Below are 20630 nucleotides of genomic sequence, written 5' to 3' on the forward strand. Positions count from 1 at the left end.
CCAAGGGGCTCGCATCCTTTCGGATGCGAGCCCCTTCGCACGCGTGGAGGCGGTGCGGGTCAGCTGATCCCGGGGATGAAGCCGGGGTAGACCCAGTGCGAGACACCGCCACCCGGGGCGCCGGAGCCGCTCACGTTCGGGAAGTTGAACGGCAGCCGCTTCAGTGCGTGCGGGTTGCCGTCGGCGTCGGCCTGGACACAGTTGGTGGTGACGCCGTGGAAGCCGGAGCAGACGATGCGGGTCGAGGTGCCGTACGGCGAGGTGAGGCGGGCATGGTTGACCAGCGGGTTCCAGAAGTCGGGGTCGCCGGGGGTGAGGAAGTCGTGGGTCTCGAAAACGTAGATGGGGCTGCGGTCCTGCTGGACCGGCCAGTCGTCGGCGGCCGCGGGGCCGGTCCCGAGGACGAGGGCGGCACCGGTGAGGGCGGCCGCGGTGGCCAGGCCGGTGACGCTGCGGGTGATCGTGTTCATGTACCCCTCCATGGAACGTCGATTGACAGTGCGCATCGATGAGAGCATCGGTTCGTGCCGGGCGACTGTAACGGACGGCATGGTCTTGGTGGGGGCAATCACACGCCGCAGACGGTGATCACCGAGTGCGGCGCAGCCGCCGATCCTCGGTCCAGTCGACGATGAGCCGGCGCTGCCGGAACCGCCACGCGCCGCCGTCGCGGGCGAAGGTGTCGTCGTAGCGGATGTGCATGACGAAGACCCGGGAGCCGTCGGCATCGTCGTAGACATGCGAAGCGGTGCAATAGGTTTCGCCCCGCACCTCGTCACCGGAGAAGTCCAGCAGCTGGTTGGCGATCACGTGCCGGGTGATGCGGTAGCGGTCGAGGGGCCGCATGGCCGCCTCGATCCGGGCGCGGCCGCGCACCGTCGTCGTGGGCTGCTCGCCACCCCACTCGATGACCAATGTGCCGTCCGCGGTGAAGAGTTCGGCGATCGCCGCATCGCGGCGGCGGTCGGCGCGGGAGGCGTAGCGCTCGGTCAGTTCGCGCAGGGCGAGTCGGGTTTCCGGCTGGTCCATGGGGTCTCCTCGATAGGACGGGGTCGGTCGTTCCTACTGCGCCGGGGCAGGCATGACCCGTGATTGCCCGCTGGGGTGGATACGGCGTCAGGCCCGCCGGACCCGGCGGTAGGTCGGCACGGCCACCGCGGCGGTGGCGAGATGCCGTGCCACCTCGGGGATTTCGGAGTCGGCGAGGGCGGCGACGGTGAGGCGCAGGTGGTCGGTGTGGGGGTGGTCGGTCACCTCGAACGGGCCGCCCGGGGCCGCTTTGATGCCGGCGGCGGCGAGGGAGATCATGGCGGCGTTCTCGTCCGTGACGGGGAACCAGAGGTTGATCCCGTCGCCGCGGGGGAGGCGGATGTCATGGTGCGACAGGGACTTTCGCAGGGCGTCGGCGCGTGCGCGATAGATGGCGCGGGCCGTGGTGACGGTGGTGCGGGCGGCGTCGTCGGTGAGCATGTGCAGCAGCACCCGCTGGAGCAGCCGGCTGGTCCAGCCGGGTCCCAGCATGCGCCGTTCGAGGAGCGGGTCGAGCAGGTCGGCGGGGCCGCCGACGGCGGCCAGGCGCAGGTCCGCGCCGTGGGATTTGGAGTAGGAGCGAATGTGCACGGTGCGGGTCGGCAGGCGGGCCGCGAGGGAGCGCAGGGGTGCGTGGGTGATGCCCGAACTGTGGTCGTCCTCGACGATGACCGGCGTGCCGCCCGCGACGACCGCGGCATCGGCCAGCACGTCGGCCAGTTCGCGCACCCGCCGGGCCGACAGCGAGGCGCCGGTGGGGTTCTGAGCACGCGGCTGGAGCAGCACGAGGAGCGGGGAGCGGGCCGCCAGGGCGGCGGCCAGCCGATCCGGCCGCATGCCGGATTCGTCGAGGTCGATGGGAACCGGACGTGCCCCGAGCCGGGCCAGCAGGTCCAGAAACGGCGGGAAGCACGGGTTCTCGACCGCCACCGTGTCACCCAGCCGGACGTGGGCGGCGAGCAGGCGGTCGACCGCGTCGAGCGCGCCGTCGAGGATGGTGAACCGTTCGGCGCGGGCCGGCCAGTCCGCGCGAATGGCGGCCTCGAGTTCGGGGAGCACAGCCTCGCCGAGGTAGGTGGCCGACAGGTCGTCGATGCGGCCGTCGTCGCCGAGACCGCGCAATGCGGCGGTGAGGTCGGGCAGCAGCGCCGGATCGGGGGTGCCGCGTGAGAGGTCGATGCGGAAGACGCTGTCGGAGTGGGGGTGGAGGCGTTGATAGCGTCCGGCGGCGGGCGCGCGCGGGGCGTGTGGCGCGTCCTGGACGAAGGTGCCAGCCCGGCCGCGCGCCACGATCGCTCCGGCGGCCGCCAGCGCCCGCCACGCCTGATTGACCGTCACGGGGGAGACCTTCAGCTCCCGGGCCACCTCGCGCACGGTGGGCAGCCGGGTGCCGGGTGCCAGCGCGCCGGACCGGATCCGCTGGCCGATTCCGGCCGCGATCCCGGCCGCGGTGCGGTCGTGTGCGGCGGCGGCCAGGTCGGCGGCGGATTCGGCGGTCACAGACTCAGTGTGCGAGGGGGACGGGGGTGGCTCCGACGGGTGCGCCGGAGGTTTTACGGTCACGAAATCGTTTCCTTCATCTTGTAACACAAGCGAATTCGTTTCAGGTGCAGTATCACAAACTATGGCGATTGTTCGAGCGGCGCTGGTGCAGACGAGCTGGACCGGCGACAAAGAGTCAATGATCAAAGCGCACGAGGACTACGCGCGGCAGGCTGCTGCGGCGGGGGCGAAGGTGATCTGCTTCCAGGAGCTGTTCTACGGGCCGTACTTCTGCCAGGTCCAGGACACCAAGTTCTACGACTACGCCGAATCGGTGCCGGGCCCCACCGTGGAGCGGTTCGCGGCGCTGGCCCGCGAGCTCGGCCTGGTGATGGTGCTGCCCGTCTACGAGCAGGAGCAGCCGGGACTGCTGTACAACACGGCGGCGGTCGTGGACGCCGACGGGACCTACCTCGGTAAGTACCGCAAACACCACATTCCGCAGGTCAACGGGTTCTGGGAGAAGTTCTACTTCCGCCCCGGCAATCTGGGTTGGCCGGTCTTCGACACCGCCGTCGGCAGAATCGGGGTCTACATCTGCTACGACCGGCACTTCCCCGAGGGCTGGCGGGCGCTGGGCCTGGCCGGAGCGGAGATCGTGTTCAATCCCTCGGCTACCTCGCGCGGACTGTCGAGCTACCTGTGGAAGCTGGAGCAGCCCGCCTCGGCGGTGGCCAACGAGTACTTCATCGGGGCCATCAACCGGGTGGGCGTCGAGGAGTACGGCGACGACGACTTCTACGGCACCAGCTACTTCGTCGACCCCGAGGGGCAGTTCGTGGGTGAGGTCGCCTCCGACACCGCCCCCGAGCTGGTGGTCCGCGACCTGGACATGGACCTGATCACTGTGGTGCGCGACCGCTGGGCCTTCTATCGGGACCGGCGTCCGGATGCCTACGGAAAGCTGGTGGAGCCGTGAGCACGACCTTCATCCACGGCGGAATCGTGGTGTCCGCCACCGGATCCCAGCCCCTCGACGTCCTCATCGACGGCGAGACCATCGCCGCGGTGGTGCAGCCGGGATCCACCGTGCTCGGCGCCGACCTGGCCGCCACCGCCGACACCGTCATCGACGCCACCGGCAAGTACGTGATCCCCGGAGGCGTCGACGGCCACACCCACATGCAGCTGCCCTTCGGCGGCACCGAGGCGTCGGACACCTTCGAGACCGGCACCCGTGCCGCCGCGTGGGGCGGCACCACCACCATCGTCGACTTCGCGGTGCAGAAGCCGGGCGAGCGGGTCCAGGACAGCCTGGCGCTGTGGCACGAGAAGGCGGCCGGAAACTGCGCCGTCGACTACGGGTTCCACCAGATCGTCGGCTCGGTGGACGCCGAATCCCTCAAGGGCATGAGCGAATTGGTGTCCGAGGGCGTCACCAGTTTCAAGCTGTTCATGGCCTACCCGGGCGTCTTCTACTCCGACGACGGCCAGATCCTGCGCGCCATGCAGACCGCGGGCGATCTCGGCGCCCTGCTCATGATGCACGCCGAGAACGGGATCGCCATCGATGTGCTGGTGGAACAGGCGCTTTCGCGGGGCGAGACCGCGCCGTACTACCACGGCGTCACGCGGCCGTGGCAGATGGAGGAGGAGGCCACCCACCGCGCGATCATGCTGGCGCAGTTGACGGGCGCCCCGCTCTACGTCGTCCATGTCTCCGCCAAGCAGGCCCTGGAACAGATCGCGGAGGCACGGGGCAGGGGCCAGAACGTCTTCGGCGAGACGTGCCCGCAGTACCTGTATCTCTCGCTCGAGGAGAACCTGGGCGCACCGGGTTTCGAGGGCGCGAAATGGGTGTGCTCGACGCCGCTGCGCGCCCGCGCCGAAGGTCATCAGGACGAGCTGTGGCGCTACATCCGCACCGGCGATGTCAGCACCGTGGCCACCGACCACTGCCCCTTCTGCATGAAGGACCAGAAGGAGCTCGGCCTCGGCGATTTCAGCAAGATTCCCAACGGGATCGGCGGCATCGAGCACCGCATGGACCTGATGTTCCAGGGCGTCGAGGACGGCCGCATCTCCCTCGAGAAATGGGTGGAGGTGTGCTGCACCGCCCCGGCCCGCATGTTCGGGCTCTACCCGCGCAAGGGCGTCATCAGCCCCGGCGCGGACGCGGACGTGGTGATCTACGACCCCCACGGGCACACCAGCATCGGCCTGGGCAAGACCCACCACATGAACATGGACCATTCGGCCTACGAGGGCTTCGAGATCGACGGGCACGTGGACACCGTGCTCTCGCGCGGCCGGGTGATCGTCGACGCGGGGCAGTACCTGGGCAGCGCCGGCCACGGCCGGTACGTCAAACGCGGCCTGTCCCAGAACCTCATCTGACTAACCCGAGCTACGAGGGGAGAGTGCCGCATGGACATCGGTGTGGTGCTGCAGTGCACGCCGCCCGCGTCACGGGTGGTGGAACTGGCGAGAATCGCGGAGACACACGGGTTCTCGCACGTGTGGACCTTCGATTCGCACCTGCTGTGGCAGGAGCCCTACGTCATCTACAGCCAGATACTCGCCGCGACTCGCAAGGTCGTGGTGGGCCCGATGGTGACCAACCCGTCCACCCGTGACTGGACCGTCACCGCCTCCATCTTCGCCACCCTCAACGACATGTTCGGCAACCGCACCATCTGCGGTATCGGCCGCGGCGATTCGGCCGTCCGCGCCCTGGGCGGGCGGCCCGCCACCCTGGCGACCCTGCGCGAATCCATCGACGTCATCAGGGAATTGGGCAACGGCCGCAGCGCGCACATCGGCGACACCACCGTCCGCTTCCCGTGGGCGCAGGACTCCCGGCTGCCGGTGTGGGTCGCCGGATACGGTCCGCGCGCCCTGGATCTCACCGGCGAGGTGGCCGACGGGTTCATTCTCCAGCTCGCCGACCCGGACATCACCGCCTGGACCATCGCCCGCGTCCGGGCCGCCGCCGAACGCGCGGGCCGCGACCCGGGGGAGGTGACCATCTGCGTGGCAGCACCCGCCTACATCACCGACGGCACCGTCGGATCGCTGAAACACGCACGCGAGCAATGCCGTTGGTTCGGCGGCATGGTCGGCAACCACGTCGCGGACATCGTCGCCCGGTACGGCTCCGACTCCGAGGTGCCCAAGGCGCTGACCGACTACATCGCCGGGCGGCGCGGGTACGACTACAACGTGCACGGCCGGGCGGGAAACGTGCACGCCGAGTTCGTTCCCGACGAGATCGTGGACCGCTTCTGCATTCTCGGCACCCCGGACGAGCACCTGACCCGGCTGCGCGAGCTCGAGGCCCTGGGCGTCGACCAGTTCGCGGTCTACCTGCAACACGACGCCAAGACCTCCACCCTCGAGGCCTACGGCGAATCCGTGCTGCCACGCCTGGCACATCCGATCGAGGCGACGGTGACCGGATCGTGAGCGTGACGACCACCGACCCACCGTCCCCGACCAGTACCGAGCCGCAGGAATTCTCGTTCACCCGCACCGCCCTCGCAGGGCGCGGGCGCGGATGGCGGCTGCTGTATCCGATCGTGGCCTTCGCCCTGCTCATCGCGATCTGGGAGCTGGTGAAGGCGCTGGTTCCGGCCAATGGCGTGAGCATCGGGAACCAGCGCGTCCTGCCCCGCACCTCCGACGGCGCGCTGCCGCATTCCTGGGCGGTGCTGACCGTGCTGGGCGAACGGGACGGGAAGACCACCGTCGGCGCGACCCTGCTGCGCACGGCGGGCTTCACGCTCGAACTCGCGCTGCTGGCGCTGGTACTGGGCACGATGGTCGGTGTCGCACTGGCGGTGCTCATGCAGCGGTTCTCGTGGGTCGAGCGCGGCCTGCTGCCGTATGTGATCGTCTCGCAGACCGTGCCGCTGATCGCGCTGGCCCCGCTGGTGGCGGGGTGGGGCGGCAAGATCGTCATCGCGGGCCGGCCGTGGCAGCCGTGGATGAGCATCGTGGTGATCGCGTCCTACCTGGTGTTCTTCCCGGTCGCCATCGGCACGCTGCGCGGATTGCAGTCTCCGGCACGGGCTTCGGTGGAGCTGCTGCACAGCTGCGCGGCGGGATGGTGGGCCACCCTGATACATCTGCGGTTGCCCGCGGCGGTGCCGCACCTCCTGCCCGCCCTGCGGCTGGGCGCCGCCGCCGCGGTGATCGGCTGTGTGGTGGCCGAGATCTCGACCGGCACCGCGGGCGGGATCGGCCGCCAGATCATCGTCTTCTCCCAGCAGTCGACCGGCAATGCGGCGCGGTTGTACGCCGCGGTGATCGCGGCGGCCCTGCTCGGTGTGGTGCTCACCGGATTGGTCTCGCTCGCCGAGGTGCTGCTGCGCCGCTATGCCCGGCCCGGCCACACCGCGGGAGCGGCCCGGTGACCATCGCTCTGCCCGTTCGTTCGTTCGGAGGTACCCCGTGACCGTCGAGACATCCGCGGCCGCACCGGAACCGGCGATGGCCGCGGCCATATCCGCCGTCGAGTTGCGTGGCGTCGGCAAGATATTCGCCGCCGGCGCGGTGACCGCGCTCGAGGACGTGAGCCTGCGCGTCGCGGCGGGTGAATTCGTCTCCCTGATCGGCCCGTCCGGGTGCGGCAAGTCGACGCTGCTGCGCATCGTGGCCGATTTGGAGCAGCCGAGCTCGGGAACCGTTGTGGTGCACGGGAAGACCGCCAGGCAGGCCCGGCTCGATCAGGAGTACGGCATCGCCTTCCAGCAGGCCGGACTGCTGGATTGGCGGACCGTGCAGGAGAACATCGAACTGCCGTTGCAGCTGCACGGGGTGCGCAAGGCCGAAAGGCGCGCCCGCAGTGCCGAACTGCTCGAGATCACCGGCCTGACCGAATTCGCGCGGCGCTTCCCGGCCGAACTGTCCGGCGGCATGCAGCAGCGCGTCGCCATCGCCCGCGCGCTGGCCCGCAAACCACCGCTGCTGCTCATGGACGAGCCGTTCGGCGCGCTCGACGAGATGACCCGCGAGCGCATGCAGGGCGAACTGCTGCGCATCGCCGAAGAGACCGGCGCCGCAGTGGTTTTCGTCACGCACTCGATCCCGGAGGCGGTCTTCCTCTCCGACCGCGTGGTGGTCATGACCCCGCGTCCCGGGCGCATCACCGAGGTGCTGGCCACCGGCGGCCGGGACCGCCACAGCGACGACGAGGTCCGGTCCAGCGAGGAATTCTTCACCGCTGTGGCCGCGGTCCGCGCCGCCCTGCATGAGGGGCACGGCGGCGCAGGCACGCCGAAAAGCGCCGCCGGACGGGACATGCGATGACCCGCGTGCTCCGATCCTGGTTGCCGCCAGTGCTTTTCGGCGTCGCCCTGCTGGTGCTGTGGCAGGTGCTGACCGTCGCGGCGGGCGTCCCGTCGTTCCTGCTGCCCGCGCCCAGCGCCATCGGACAGGCCTTCGCCGACAATCACCACGCCATCCTGGAGGCCGCCCTGGCCACCGGGAAGAACGCACTGGCCGGCCTGCTCGCCGGTGCGGTGCTCGGCATGGCCGCCGCCACGGTGGCCGTGCGCTTCCGGGTGGTCGACGGGGTGCTCGGCGCGCTGGCGGCCGGCGCGGCGGCGGTGCCCATCGTGGCGCTGGCTCCGCTGTTGAACTCCATGTACTCCACCACCACCGACCTGCCGCGCCGGCTGGTGGCCACCATCGTCGTGTTCTTCCCCGTCTTCGTCAGCACCACCCGGGGATTGCGTCAGGTCCCGCGGGTGCACGAAGACCTCATGACCGCCTACGCCGCCACCGGCTGGCAGATCACCCGCACCGTGCGCCTGCCCGCCGCGCTGCCGTACCTGTTCACCGGTCTGCGCATCGCGGCGCCCGGTGCGGTGATCGCGGCGATCATCGCCGAATACTTCGGCGGTCTCCAGCACGGTCTGGGCAGCCGCATCACCTCCGCGGCGGCCAATACCGCCTATCCGCGCGCCTGGGCCTACGTGGTCGCCGCCATGATCCTCGGCCTGGTGTTCCTGGCCGCCGTGCTGCTGCTCGAACAGCTCACCCGCAGACCCCGCACCATCCCTGGGAGATCGAAATGAGAAGTGCCACCCGCAGATTCCGCATCCGGGCCGTGCTGGCCGCCGCCACCCTGGCGGTGGCGGCACTGTCCGGATGCAGCACCACCGACAATTCCTCGACCACCGCCGACGGGCTCACCAAGGTCAAGCTGCAACTGCAATGGTTCAAGCAGGGCCAGTTCGCGGGCTACCTGGCCGCGCAGGCCCAGGGCTACTACAAGGAGCAGGGCCTCGACGTCCAGATCCTCGACGGCGGCACCGATATCGTGCCCCAGACGGTCCTGGCCCAGGGACAGGCCGACTACGCGATCGCCTGGGTGCCCAAGGCCCTGGCCTCCCGGGAGGCCGGTGCGGGCATCACCGATGTCGCCCAGATCTTCCAGCGCTCCGGCACCAAGCAGGTGTCGTTCAAGAGCGCGGGCATCAACGGCCCCGCCGACCTGAAGGGCAAGAAGGTCGGAAACTGGGGCTACGGCAACGAATTCGAACTCTTCGCCGGCATGACCAAGGCGGGTCTGGACCCCGCCAAGGACGTCACCCTGGTCCAGCAGCAGTTCGACATGAACGCCTTCCTCGCCCACGACATCGACGCCGCCCAGGCCATGTCCTACAACGAGTACGCGCAACTGCTCGAGGTGAAGAACCCCGCTACCGGAAAGCTGTACACGGCAGCTGATTTCGCCACCATCGACTGGAACGATCAGGGTGTGGCCATGCTCCAGGACGCCATCTGGGCCAACACCGACAAGCTGAAGGACGCCAAGTACGCCGATCAGACGGTGAAGTTCATCGCCGCCTCGCTGAAGGGCTGGGCCTTCTGCCGCGACAATGTGGACAGGTGCCGCGATCTGACCGTGGCCGCCGGGTCGACCCTGGGCGCGAGTCATCAGCAGTGGCAGATCACCGAGGTGAACAAGCTGATCTGGCCGTCTCCGAGCGGAATCGGGATGATCGACCAGGCGGCGTGGGACCGCACCGTCTCGATCGCGAAGACCACCCGCAACCAGGAGGGCAAGACCGTCCTCACCAAGGATCCCGACGCCGCCGCGTACAGCGTCGAGTACGTCACCAAGGCCCTGGACCAGTTGAAGTCCCAGGGCGTCGATGTCACCGGGAGTTCCTACGTCGCACAGCCGGTCACCCTCGCCGAGGGCGGGAAGTAGCGCGTTCCGGCCATTATGTGACGTAAGTCACAATTTTATCAAACCGATATAAACCCTGGTGGAACGCGTTCTACCGTGTACCTCTCGTCGGGTTCGGAAAATGTTTCCCCGGGAAATGGCTTCCCCTCGAATGTGAACCGTGCATGATTCACATGCCCGACATGTCATTTGAAAGATGAGGAGTACCCCGTGTCCGGATCCGCTTCGGATTTCCTGGCTTCGGTTCTGATCAAGACCATCCAGGGTCTGTTCAGCGGCAGTGGCGGCACCACGCCGACCGCCTGAAACCGCAGTAGCACGTCGGCCCATCGAATCGCGCGGGATTCGGTGGGCCGTCGGCGTTCGTGGGCTCAGCGCAGCAGGTCCGGGATGAGCACCCGGGTGTCGGGCACGAACGGCCACGCCGGGTTCTCCAGATGCGACCGCAGCTCCTCGTCGGACCACCACCAGCCGTCCGCGATCTCCTCCGGCTGATGCCGGATCGGCCCGTCGTAGCGCAGCTCGTAGGCGAACAGGTGGCAGCGCATCGGCCGCCCCGCCCACTCGCCGTCCCAGGACGCGCTCGCCAGTGGCAGCGGCCGATCGTCGTGCGGGCCCAGTTCTATGCCCAGTTCCTCGCCCAGCTCCCGCACCGCCGCCGCGGCCGGTTCCTCGCCCGGATCCAGCACCCCGCCCGCCAGGCAGTCGTGCATGCCGGCGAAAACGGCCTTGGTATCGGTCCGTTTGTGCACGTATACCTTCGACCCGTCGCCCGAGCGGACCAGCACGCCCGCACTGGCGTGCCACAGGCCCCGGGCGTACACCACCGCGCGCTCCTGCGCGCCGATCTCACGACCGGCGGCGTCGTACACCGCGATCATCTCCGGCATGGACCGGGCTCTCCTTCCTGCCGCGCCGCGTGACCCGGCGCCCTGCTGTGCACAGTAGCGATGCCGCGCGGGCTCCCGACTCCCGGCGTAGCCTCAGGGGCGCAACCGTTTTCGTCAGGGAGGACGAGATCATGCCGCTGCCGCAGGTACTCGCGAGGATCAATCGGCGGGTCAGCAACCCGGTACTGGGGGTCGGGGCCCGGGTGGCGCCGTTCTTCGGGATCGTGATCCACCGCGGTCGTCGGTCCGGGCGTGTCTACCGGTCCCCGGTCATGGTCTTCGAGCGCGACGGCGGCTATCGCATCGCCCTGACCTATGGGCGGGACGTGGACTGGCTGAAGAACATTCGGGCGGCGGGGACCTTCGAGTTCGAGACCCGCGGGCACACGGTGACCCTCACCGATCCGGTGGTCGGCCACGACGCCTCCGCCTCGTGGGCCCCGCCGCTGGTGCGTCAGGTGCTGGTGGGCCTGAACGCCGAGGACTACGTCCAGGCCCGGCGCGCCGACTGACGCCCGGTGGGCGGCTCAGTGCACAGTGAGTCGGAGGATCAGCGCACGGTGAGCCGGATGATCACACAGCCCTGCTGCCAGCTCTGGTAGGCATCGGCCAGGTTGGGATTGCCCGCCGCGTCGACGCCCATGCCGTTGAACTTGGCCCACTGCTCGTTGTCGCGGGCGATGGCCTCCGACAGACGCACCACCGATTCGGCATCGGTGATCACCTCGGCGTCGGCGGTGTGCCTGGGCCCGCCGAAGGACACCTCGATGGGCACGCCCTTGCGGATATTGCTGACCCACGGATGCTTGGCGGTGCCGACCAGGATGTCGCCGTCGTGGCGGGTGTAGGCGACGGGCACGTCGTAGTGCCTGCCCGATTTGCGGCCCACCACGTGCAGCACGCACAGTCGCTTACCGACCCGGTCGGACAGCACCGGCACCCGCAGCAGGCCGCGAATGAAGGCATTGAGCAGGTTCTGATAGGACCGGATCGACTCCGGCCCGGTGGTGGTCGGGGTCCCGTAGGGATTGGTCTCGGGGGTTTGGTCGGTCATGCCGTCCTCCTTCGCTGAAACGCGTTGTGCGGCAGTCACACCGGCATCGAGTATAGATCTCGTGTCGCCGTGTCCGGAATTTGCTGGAAATAAGCTGTAGATTCCGGAGTGTTCGCAGCATGACCCGCCGGCGAGGAGTGCGCGTTGACCGATGTGATGAATCGCCCAGCTCGGCCGCTCGGTGCCGGACGGCACGCCAAGGCCGAGGAACGCCCGCCCATGGCGTGGTGGACCGTCGCGGCGGTCGCGGTGCCGGCGGCAGTGGTGCTGCTGTTGTCGGCGAGCCGGTACGGGTATTTCGGGGACGAGCTGTACTTCCTGGCCGCGGGCCGACGGCCGGGGTTCGGGTACGCCGATCAGGGGCCGGTGCTGCCGCTGCTGGCGTGGCTGATGGACAGCCTCACGCCCGGATCGTTCTTCGTGCTGCGGCTGCCGTCGGTCGCATTGACGGTGACCGCGATCGTGCTCTGTGCCATGCTCGCGCGGGAATTCGACGGCGGCCGGTGGGCGCAGCTGCTCGCCGCGGTGGGGTACGCCGGCTCGCCGTTCCTGCTGTTGCAGGGGACCATGCTCACCACCAATGCCGTCGACACCGCGCTGTGGGTGATCATCACCTCGCTGGTGGTGCGCTGGGTGCGGACCCGCGACGACCGGCTGCTGCTGGCCGCCGCCCTGGTCACCGCGCTGGATATGCAGGTGAAGTGGCTGATCCCGTTCTTCTGGATCGCGGTCGCGGCGAGCAGCCTGCTGTGCGGGCCGCGCGAGCTGGTGCGGCGGCCGCTGCTGTGGGTGGGCGGGGCGATCGTGGTGGCGGCCACGGTGCCCGAACTGATCTGGCAGGCCCGGCACTCCTGGCCGCAGCTGAAAATGGGCGGGGTGATCGGATCCGAGCAGGGGATCCTGGGCGGGCGGCTGCTGTTCGTGCCGATGTCGGTGAGCCTGGCGGGATATCTGGGCGCCTTGCTGCTGTTGTGGGGACTGTGGGTGCTGCTGCGCTGGGATGTGCTGCGGCCCTTCCGGTTTCTGGGTGTCACCCCGCTGCTGTTGTACGCGGCGTTCCTGGTCACCGGCGGGCGGATCTACTACGCGGCGGGCATGTACGCGGTGCTGATCGCGGCGGGTGCGGTCGGCGTGGTCGGCACGGCCGAGCGGATCGGCTCGATGTGGCGCCGGGCGCTCACCGGCTGTGTGGCCGTATTGGCGCTGGGCGCAACGGTTTTCACGCTCTACTCGACCCCGTGGCGGCCCGCCGATCAGGTGCAGCCGCCCCGTGACGACGCCGAGGCCGCCATCAGTATCGGCGTGTACGGCTCCTTCGGGTGGCACGAGCTCACCGACGAGGTGACCCGGGCCTACCGGGCGCTCACCCCGGTCGAGCGCGCGCACGCGGTCATCATCACCGACACCTACTGGCAGGCGAGCGCGCTCGACGAGCTCGGCCGCGACCGGCTACCGCCGCTGTACAGCCCCGGTCGCGGCTTCGGCTACTTCGGCGCCCCGCCCGACGATGCCACCGCGGTGCTGGCCGTCGGCGGCTCCGAGGCGGTGCTGCGCAGCCAGTTCGACCACGTCGAACCCGTCGGCAAGGTGGACACCCGGCTGGGCTTCAAGGGCAATACCCAGGACGTCACCATCTGGAAGTGCTCGGGCCCGAAGCAGCCGTGGTCACGGGTGTGGCCGAACTGGATGCACCTGTAGCGGCGCGCAGCGCGACGACCGTGGGCGCGGGCCCCTCGCCGAGCTGGAAGCGCTCCACCGTCCGGTTCAGTGCGTGAACGAGTCCGCCGGTCCGAGTGGAACCACCAGCGCCGACGGATACACCGCGTTCTTCTGGATCTGCTGCGAGGTGCCCAGCAGCCGGCCCAGATCCGCCGGATTGGGGATCGTCGAGGGGAACGTACCGCTGCTGATGCGTAGCCGCAGCGCGTGGCCGGGCTCGAGGCGGTGGAAGGCGGGCCGGATCTTGACCTCCATTTTCACCACGTCGCCCGGCGTGAGCAGCTGCTCGTTCTCCTTCAGTACGGTGTGCTCGGGCGCATAGACGGTGCCGTCGGCGGTCGTCCAGGTCTTGCCGTCGTCGAGGCTGCGCTGGCTGGCCAATTGCGAACCGCCCGTAATGTTCACGGCCGTGCCGTCCGGCGCGACATCGTCGAGCCGCACCTGGAACGCGGCATCGGTGCCGGTGGAGGAGGCGTACAGGGTGACGCTCGACGGCCCGGCCAGCACGGTCGGCTCGGTCACCGGGTCCATGGTGTAGCGCAGGCCCGCCGTCGGATCCTGCACCCATTCGGTGCACGGGTTGGAGACGGTGAAGATCCGGAACACGAAATCGAGCAGGCCCGCCGTGTACTGGCCCAGCGACTCGCGATTGCAGATGTTGTCGATGCCGGTGTAATCCAGGCGATCGGAGGCGTCGGCAGCCGTCGGCTGGTCCGCGACGAGACGGTCACCGTCGAAATAGCGCTGCTGGATGGCCGCCTGCTCGAACGGATAGCGCGCGGTGTCGGCGGCATTGTCGCCGGCGTCGATGACGTGCAGCGGGGTGCCGGTCTCGTCGACGCCATTGTGAATGTCCGCGAGCCACCGGTCGAACCAGGCCAGGGTGATCCGATCGGTGTCCATGCGCGAGCCCGGCCCGAGCCCCAGGCCGACGTGATACCAAGGGCCGATGAGCAATTGGTAGCGCCCGTCGGCCTGCTGGCCGGGAGCCATGGGCGCGAACTGGTCGCGGCCGGCCGCCAGGTTCTGCAGTTGCGCGTAATTGCGCACCGCGCCTTCCTGATACAGATCCCACCAGCCGTCCACCTGGTACATGGCGATGCCATTGTCGACCAGGTTGTGCAGGCCGGTCTCGAAACGCCGGTCCTGCCACCAGGAGTTGTCGTAGGCGGTGGAGCCGCCGGTGTAGGCGTCGAATAGCAGCTTCACGGTGCTGGTGTCCGGGCCGAGCAGCGCCAGCAGGTGATCGCCGAGGGACTTCAGGAACAGCTGGGGTGAGACCGCGGCGGTCAGGAACGGTCCGATCAGGCTGAGGTAGGGGACCATCAGCGAGATGACCGTGAGCAGCAGCGGGCTCATCATGCCGTCGTGGTTGAGCACCTCGTCGAAGATGTTGTTGGGCACCGCGAACGGCACGATCGCCTTCAATGGCGAACCGGGGCCGACGGTTTCGGCGGTCCGCATGGCCGACAGGCCCGGGAACGAATAGCCGTACATGCCGACCTTGCCATTGGAGCCGGGCAGCCGCGCGGCCCAGTCCACCAGTTCCGCGCCGTCCTTGCCGTCCTGCTCGGAAGCCGGACTCCACGCGCCCGTCGAACCGCCGGTGCCGCGCACGTCCGCGGTCACCTCGATATAGCCGTGCCGCACCAGCATGTCCTGCATGGAGGTGGCCTGATCGATGATGCGGCGGGCGTCCTTCAGCTGATCGGGGAGCTGGATGTGCAGGTCGTCGATGACGCCGGTGATGGCGGCGGTGAGCGCGCTGGTCACCGCCCCGTAGGTGGTGAAGTTGACGATGACCGGGAACTCGCCCGCGGCCCGCTGTCCGGTCGCCGGATCGGTCGGGTAGCGCACCTCGGCCTGCAGCTGGGTGCCGTCGGAGAGCGGAACGACCTGTCCCAGTTGATAACCCACCCCGTACCGCTCCGGCGTCGGCTGATAGCCGGACGGGAGCCCGAAGTTCACGGGCGCGTCGGGCACCGGACCGAACACCGGCGCGGCCCCGGCGGGGGTGGTGGACGTGACGGTCATGGCCAGCACGGAGAAACCGGCCACGGCCCACGGGGCCAGACGGCAGCGGCGCGGCCGGAAGGAGCTACTCAACGATCTACCTCTGCGGATGGTCGGGAGGCCGCGGTCGGGTCCGCCGGATCACCGGCACCCCGCACGACCTCATCGTCGGAGTTCAGCAGACCGCACAGCGCCCGCGCGCCGCTACCGGCAATCGCCAAGACTGTGGCCCAGGCCATTGTGCATATGTCCAAGCGGCGGGGGCCGGTGAATCATGAAGGCCCGCAACGAGGATGCGTCACGGGCCGGTTCGGGGACGGATTACGGTGCGAAGCAGGCGATTTCGAGCCGCCGGGCGATGCGGGCGGCCGACAGCGTCATGGCGTCGGTCGGGCGGTGCGGATCCAGGCCCGTCAGTTCGTGCACCCGGGCCAGCCGGTAGGTGACGGTATTGCGGTGGATGGTGAGCAGCCGGGCGGTGGCCAGCTGATTGAAGCCGGTGTCCACGAAGACCTCCAGGGTCTCTGCCAGCAGCGGCTGGGAATCCAGCGGCGCGAGCACGGCCGCCAGCCCCGCGCGGGCGGAACCACCTGCGGCGACGGTGTATTCGAACATGAGGTCCGGGCGGCGGCAGACCGGCTGCGGGCGGTCCAGGCAGCGGCCGAGCTCGGCCAGCAGGCGGGCCTCGGCGAAGACCGCGGGGACCTCCGCGTGCGACGCGGCGGTGGCGACGCCCACCCAGAACGGTGCGGGCGGGCCCATCCGCGACAGCGGTGCCTCGGGCTGGGGCGCGGGTCGCGCGGGACCGGGCAGGCGGCTGGTCAGTGCGGTCAGTGTGGCGGTGCCGTCGTCGCCGGGTTGCAGCGGCAGCAGCGCGGTCCAGCCGCCGCTGTCCAGCCGCAGGAACACACCCGGAATGGACTCGATGCGATGCCGCAGCTCGCCGGTGTCGGCGCTGCGGGTCGTGCCCAGCCGGAACGCCGCGACCAGGAACGCGTCCGGCACCGTGATGGCCGGTTCGTCCGCCCACTCGATCGGGTCGCGGCCGGCGAGCAGCGCGTCGGCGATGGCGCGGCGGCGTTCCAGCAACTCCCAGCGCGGATCGTGCGCGCGCTGCACGCACGCGGTGGCGATGCGGGTGGTCAGCAGCGTGATGTACCGCAGCAGCGACACCGCGGCGTCCTCGAGCAGTTCCCGCTCCGGCTCGGTGGCGGTGTCCTTCAGGCGAGACCACAGGTATTCCGCGCCCATGCTGTAGCGGCCCAGCACGTCTTCGAGGGATTCGCCGTCGCGAACCCGGCTCAGCGCGATCTGCACGACCTCCTGGGTGTCTTTTGGCGAGGGCACGCGGCCGGAGCGCACGAACTCGAAGAACAGGTCCACATTCAGGGTGATGCCGCGTTCGAAACCGCCGGCCACCAGGGGTTCGGGCAGGGTGCGGTAGCGCGGCATCGAGGCCGGTACCTCCGCGCGCGCCACGACCGCGCGCCGGTACAGCTCGTCGAGCGTTCGGTCCCGCAATCGCGCCTGCATCACCCTCCTACTACCCGTACAGCGAGTCGATAGTAGCGGCGTACGTGGTAGCTATCGGTTTGCGTCTGAGTTTCCCGGTGGCCGTGAGGTGATCACTGCCAGGGGCCCACACCTCGGGCAGCACCGCGAACTTCTTGATCTGCTCGACTCGCGAGAGCTTGCTGTTCGCCGCGTCGACGCCCTCTTGCAGGGATTTCAGCACCCGCGGGTGCGCGGCCAGGGCCGGCAGGCTCCGATCGGTCAGCTGATGGCGTTCGGCGAAGGCGGCGGCCAGCTCGGGGTCCAGGCAGATGAGCGCGGTGTTGTAGGCACGGCCCTCGCCGATGGCCACCACCGTGCCCGCCAGCGGGGTGTTCTCGGTGACCGTGTTCTCGATATTGGTCGGCGACATGTTCTTGCCGGCCGCGTTGATGATGAGTTCCTTCTTACGGTCGACGATCCGGAGGAAGCCCTCGGCGTCGAGCTCGCCGATGTCGCCGGTGTGCAGCCACCCGTCGGCGTCGATGGTCTCGGCGGTCTTGTCCGCGGCATTGCGGTAGCCGCGCATGACCATCCGGCCGCGCACCAGGACCTCCCCGTCCGCGGCGATCCGGACCTCCGCGCCCGGCAGCGGCCGGCCCACCGTGCCGATCTTGATGCGTTCGGGGCGGTCCACCGTCGCGCCCGCGGTGCACTCGGTCATGCCGTACCCCTCGCACAACGGCAGGCCCAGACCCCGGAAGAACTCGTGGGTGTCGCGCGGGATGGGCGCGGAACCGGTGACGGCGATCCGGATACGGTCCATGCCCAGCTCTACGCGAATCCTGGACAGCACCAGGCGATCCGCGAGCCGGAACCGCACGGTGTCGAGCACGCTCCGCGCGCGGCCGTCCGACGCCGCCCGCGCCCGCCCGGTGCGGATCGCCCAGCCGATGAGCAGCCGCTGCATCGAGCCGGTCTCGGCGACGACCCGTTCCTCCAGTGCCGCTTTGACTTTCACCCAGATCCGGGGCACGCCCAGGAACACCGTCGGGCGCACCTCGGTGAGTGCGCCCGCCACCTGCCGCAGGTCCGGGCAGGTGGTGATCTCGCCGCCGGTCAGCATGCACAGGTAGTGCGCGAACCAGCGATTGGCAGCGTGCGCGTCGGGCAGATAGGAGACCACCTTGTCGGCGGGCGAGCCGCCGCCGAATTCGTCCACCACGCGGGCGTTCTCGAGGAAATTGGTGTGGGTGAGCTCCACCCCCTTGGGCGGGCCGGTGGTGCCGGAGGTGTAGACGATGGTCAGCAGATCCTCCGGATCCACCGCCCGCCAGGCGGATTCGAAGTCGAACCCGCCGTCCCCGGCGGCCTCGATCTCCGCCAGCGACACGCACCCCTCGCGCGCGTCGTCGACACAGATCACGTGCTCGACCGCGATGCCCTGCGCGGCCGCCTTCGCCACCGCCTCGAGGACCTGCGGCGCGAACTGCGCCTCACAGACGACCGCGCGGTTGCTCGCGTTCCCGAACTGGTAGACCAGCAGATCCACCGGATTGGTGTTGTAGACCGAGAACGGTGTCGCGCCGGTGTGCAGGATCGCGGTGTCGCACAGGTGGAATTCGGGCCGGTTGGTCAGCATCAGTGCCACCGTGTCGCCGCGGCCGATACCGCGCGCCGCCAGCCCGGCGGCGATGGCGCGGACCCGATCACCGTATTCGCGCCAGGTGAGGACGACCGTGCCGCCGAGCGTGCGCAGCGCGATCTCCTCCGGGTGCCGGGCCACATTGGCCTGGAACGCCTCGACCATGGTGCGCGGGGCCGTCCCCGCACGCGGTACTGAACTCACGACCTACCTCTGGATCGACCATCGTCGGGGCGGCCACGGCCCCGGGCTGTTCCAGCAGACCGCACAGCGGTCCAGGCGGACCAGTGGCAATGGCGAAGATCTGCGGGGGCGGATTTGTGCACAGTGACAAAGATGCTTGTAGATCGGGACGCAACAATACGGGGAGGCGGTAGTGCTCTTGTAACACAGTTTCATTCGCGTCCATCCCCGGATGTCTGCGACGTATCGTGTTAGCACGAGCAGGACCGCCGGACCCCGACCGGGCCGTCCGATCGGGTAGGCGTGCGCGGCCACGAGGAGCGAGCGGTGATCACCCCTACCATCAACGGAGTACAGAGCTACATCGACGTCGAGGAAGTCGAATACGTCGACATCCGATTCTGCGACGTCCCCGGCATTCAGCAGCATTTCTCGATCCCGGCGAGCATGTTCGGCGCGGATCTGGTCGAGAACGGCATCGCCTTCGACGGTTCGTCGGTGCGCGGCTTCCAGGCCATCCACGAGTCCGACATGCTGCTCCTACCGGATCTGCGCACCGCGCAACTGGATTCGTTCCGCGCCGCCAAGACCCTCAATATCAGCTGCTTCGTCCACGACCCGCACACCCGTGCCGCCTACAGCCGCGATCCCCGCAATGTGGCCCGCAAGGCCGAGGAATACCTGCGCTCCACCGGTATTGCCGACACCGCCTACTTCGGGCCCGAGGCCGAGTTCTACATCTTCGATTCGGTGCGCTACGACACCGCCATGAACGGGGCCTTCTACGAGGTGGATTCGTCGTCGGCCGACTGGAACACCGGCCGGCGCACGAATCCCGACGGCACCCCCAACCGTGGCTACAAGGTCCGGCCCAAGGGCGGCTATTTCCCGGTCGCTCCGTATGACGCGGACGTGGACCTGCGCGACCGCATGTGCACCCATCTGCAGCGCGCCGGATTCGAATTGGAGAAGGGGCATCACGAGGTCGGCACCGCCGGGCAGGCGGAGATCAACTACCGGTTCAACACCCTGCTCGCCGCCGCCGACGACCTGATGCTCTACAAGTACATCGTCAAGAACACCGCCTGGGAGTCCGGCAAGACCGTCACCTTCATGCCCAAACCGCTGTTCGGCGACAACGGATCCGGCATGCACGTGCACCAATCCCTGTGGAAGGACGGCTCACCGCTGTTCTACGACGAGGCCGGCTACGCGGGCCTGTCCGATCTGGCCCGCCACTACATCGGCGGCCTGCTGCACCACGCGCCGTCCCTGCTGGCCTTCACCAACCCGACGGTGAACTCCTACAAGCGCCTGGTGCCCGGATTCGAGGCGCCGGTGAATCTGGTCTACAGCCAGCGCAATCGCTCCGCCGCCGTGCGCATTCCGGTGACCGGCACCAGTGCCAGCGCCAAGCGCCTCGAATTCCGCTGCCCCGACTCCTCCGGCAACCCGTACCTGTCCTTCGCCGCCATGATGATGGCCGGGCTCGACGGCATCACCAACAAGATCGAGCCCGCCCTGCCGGTCGACAAGGACCTCTACGAGCTCACCCCGGAGGAGAGCGCCGAGGTCACCCAGACCCCCGGCAGCCTCGAACAGGTCATCGACCGGCTCGAGGCCGACCACGACTACCTCACACAGGGCGGGGTTTTCACCGACGACCTGATCGACACCTGGATCCGCCTCAAGCGCGACTCCGAGATCGCCGAGATCAACGTCCGCCCCCACCCGTACGAGTTCGCGCTCTACTTCGACGTGTAAACCTGAACTGCACGAACACAACTGATTCCCGGGTTCGGTCCGCAGTCGGTACGCAGAGGTCGGAAAACGAAGCGGCGGGGGGCCAAAAGGAATTTATTGCCACCCCCCGGTTTTTGTTGGGGAAAAAAAACGTTTGGGGAAACCGCGTGTTGGCATTGC

Annotated in this window: 18 protein-coding genes; 10 read left to right on the forward strand and 8 right to left on the reverse strand. The window is 68.9% G+C overall.

The genetic code is table 11. The features are described 5' to 3' along the window. Positions 1 to 59 precede the first annotated feature (59 nt). The 3 genes from ACFXIV_RS25085 to ACFXIV_RS25095 form a co-directional block, all read right to left on the reverse strand. Positions 60 to 470, reverse strand: a complete 411-nt coding sequence (locus ACFXIV_RS25085) for a hypothetical protein (RefSeq protein ID WP_379400133.1) — start codon at positions 468 to 470, stop codon at positions 60 to 62. A gap of 118 nt (positions 471 to 588) precedes the next feature. After that, positions 589 to 1029 carry a nuclear transport factor 2 family protein gene (locus ACFXIV_RS25090; protein ID WP_379400132.1) on the reverse strand — a complete coding sequence of 147 codons (441 nt, stop codon included), beginning with the start codon at positions 1027 to 1029 and terminating at the stop codon, positions 589 to 591. Positions 1030 to 1116: 87 nt separating this feature from the next. Further along, a complete protein-coding gene (locus tag ACFXIV_RS25095; RefSeq protein WP_379400131.1) occupies positions 1117 to 2529 on the reverse strand; it encodes a PLP-dependent aminotransferase family protein in 1413 nt (470 codons plus the stop codon). A 124-nt stretch (positions 2530 to 2653) separates the two neighbouring features. Here ACFXIV_RS25095 and ACFXIV_RS25100 point away from each other — a divergent pair, with 124 nt between their 5' ends. The 7 genes from ACFXIV_RS25100 to ACFXIV_RS25130 are packed head-to-tail and all read left to right on the forward strand — an operon-like array spanning position 2654 to position 9733. After that, positions 2654 to 3490 carry a nitrilase-related carbon-nitrogen hydrolase gene (locus tag ACFXIV_RS25100; RefSeq protein WP_379400130.1) on the forward strand — a complete coding sequence of 279 codons (837 nt, stop codon included), beginning with the start codon at positions 2654 to 2656 and terminating at the stop codon, positions 3488 to 3490. Beyond that, positions 3487 to 4908: a dihydropyrimidinase gene (hydA, locus tag ACFXIV_RS25105; protein WP_379400129.1), complete on the forward strand. Its 1422-nt coding sequence runs from the start codon at positions 3487 to 3489 to the stop codon at positions 4906 to 4908. Before ACFXIV_RS25100 ends, hydA begins: the two co-directional genes overlap by 4 nt. Before the next feature lie 30 nt (positions 4909 to 4938). Beyond that, positions 4939 to 5976, forward strand: coding sequence for a TIGR03842 family LLM class F420-dependent oxidoreductase (locus ACFXIV_RS25110; RefSeq protein ID WP_379400128.1), 1038 nt, complete (start codon positions 4939 to 4941; stop codon positions 5974 to 5976). Next, positions 5973 to 6926 carry an ABC transporter permease gene (locus ACFXIV_RS25115; protein WP_379400127.1) on the forward strand — a complete coding sequence of 318 codons (954 nt, stop codon included), beginning with the start codon at positions 5973 to 5975 and terminating at the stop codon, positions 6924 to 6926. Before ACFXIV_RS25110 ends, ACFXIV_RS25115 begins: the two co-directional genes overlap by 4 nt. Before the next feature lie 37 nt (positions 6927 to 6963). Beyond that, on the forward strand, positions 6964 to 7821 hold the full coding sequence (locus ACFXIV_RS25120; protein WP_379400126.1) for an ABC transporter ATP-binding protein: 858 nt from the start codon (positions 6964 to 6966) through the stop codon (positions 7819 to 7821). Beyond that, entirely contained in the window at positions 7818 to 8591 is a 774-nt protein-coding gene (locus ACFXIV_RS25125) for an ABC transporter permease (protein WP_379385946.1), read from the forward strand. Before ACFXIV_RS25120 ends, ACFXIV_RS25125 begins: the two co-directional genes overlap by 4 nt. After that, complete coding sequence (locus tag ACFXIV_RS25130; protein ID WP_379400125.1) at positions 8588 to 9733, forward strand: ABC transporter substrate-binding protein; 1146 nt, start codon at positions 8588 to 8590, stop codon at positions 9731 to 9733. Before ACFXIV_RS25125 ends, ACFXIV_RS25130 begins: the two co-directional genes overlap by 4 nt. Positions 9734 to 10083: 350 nt before the next feature. On the opposite strand, the gene ACFXIV_RS25135 is transcribed toward ACFXIV_RS25130, so the two are convergent. Continuing rightward, a complete protein-coding gene (locus tag ACFXIV_RS25135) occupies positions 10084 to 10602 on the reverse strand; it encodes an NUDIX domain-containing protein (protein WP_379400124.1) in 519 nt (172 codons plus the stop codon). Between the two features lie 131 nt (positions 10603 to 10733). On the opposite strand from ACFXIV_RS25135, the gene ACFXIV_RS25140 reads away from it, so the two are divergent. Next, positions 10734 to 11114: a nitroreductase family deazaflavin-dependent oxidoreductase gene (locus ACFXIV_RS25140; protein WP_379385942.1), complete on the forward strand. Its 381-nt coding sequence runs from the start codon at positions 10734 to 10736 to the stop codon at positions 11112 to 11114. Between the two features lie 38 nt (positions 11115 to 11152). Here the strand turns inward: ACFXIV_RS25140 and ACFXIV_RS25145 are convergent, their stop codons facing one another. Beyond that, positions 11153 to 11656, reverse strand: coding sequence for a nitroreductase family deazaflavin-dependent oxidoreductase (locus ACFXIV_RS25145; RefSeq protein ID WP_379400123.1), 504 nt, complete (start codon positions 11654 to 11656; stop codon positions 11153 to 11155). 153 nt (positions 11657 to 11809) lie between these two features. Between ACFXIV_RS25145 and ACFXIV_RS25150 the strand changes: the two genes are divergently transcribed. After that, positions 11810 to 13354: a glycosyltransferase family 39 protein gene (locus tag ACFXIV_RS25150; RefSeq protein WP_379400239.1), complete on the forward strand. Its 1545-nt coding sequence runs from the start codon at positions 11810 to 11812 to the stop codon at positions 13352 to 13354. Positions 13355 to 13420: 66 nt separating this feature from the next. Here the strand turns inward: ACFXIV_RS25150 and ACFXIV_RS25155 are convergent, their stop codons facing one another. From ACFXIV_RS25155 to ACFXIV_RS25165, 3 genes are all read right to left on the reverse strand, one after another. Continuing rightward, positions 13421 to 15481 (reverse strand): CocE/NonD family hydrolase, encoded by a 2061-nt coding sequence (locus ACFXIV_RS25155; RefSeq protein WP_379400122.1) that lies wholly within the window; start codon positions 15479 to 15481, stop codon positions 13421 to 13423. A gap of 228 nt (positions 15482 to 15709) precedes the next feature. After that, positions 15710 to 16921: a PucR family transcriptional regulator gene (locus ACFXIV_RS25160; protein WP_379400121.1), complete on the reverse strand. Its 1212-nt coding sequence runs from the start codon at positions 16919 to 16921 to the stop codon at positions 15710 to 15712. 10 nt (positions 16922 to 16931) lie between these two features. Further along, on the reverse strand, positions 16932 to 18689 hold the full coding sequence (locus ACFXIV_RS25165; protein ID WP_379400238.1) for an AMP-dependent synthetase/ligase: 1758 nt from the start codon (positions 18687 to 18689) through the stop codon (positions 16932 to 16934). A 345-nt stretch (positions 18690 to 19034) separates the two neighbouring features. Between ACFXIV_RS25165 and glnA the strand changes: the two genes are divergently transcribed. Then, complete coding sequence (gene glnA, locus ACFXIV_RS25170) at positions 19035 to 20471, forward strand: type I glutamate--ammonia ligase (protein ID WP_379400120.1); 1437 nt, start codon at positions 19035 to 19037, stop codon at positions 20469 to 20471. The last annotated feature ends 159 nt before the right edge of the window (positions 20472 to 20630 follow it).

The sequence above is a fragment of the Nocardia sp. NPDC059236 genome (genome assembly GCF_042754085.1).
Classification (GTDB): Bacteria; Actinomycetota; Actinomycetes; order Mycobacteriales; family Mycobacteriaceae; genus Nocardia.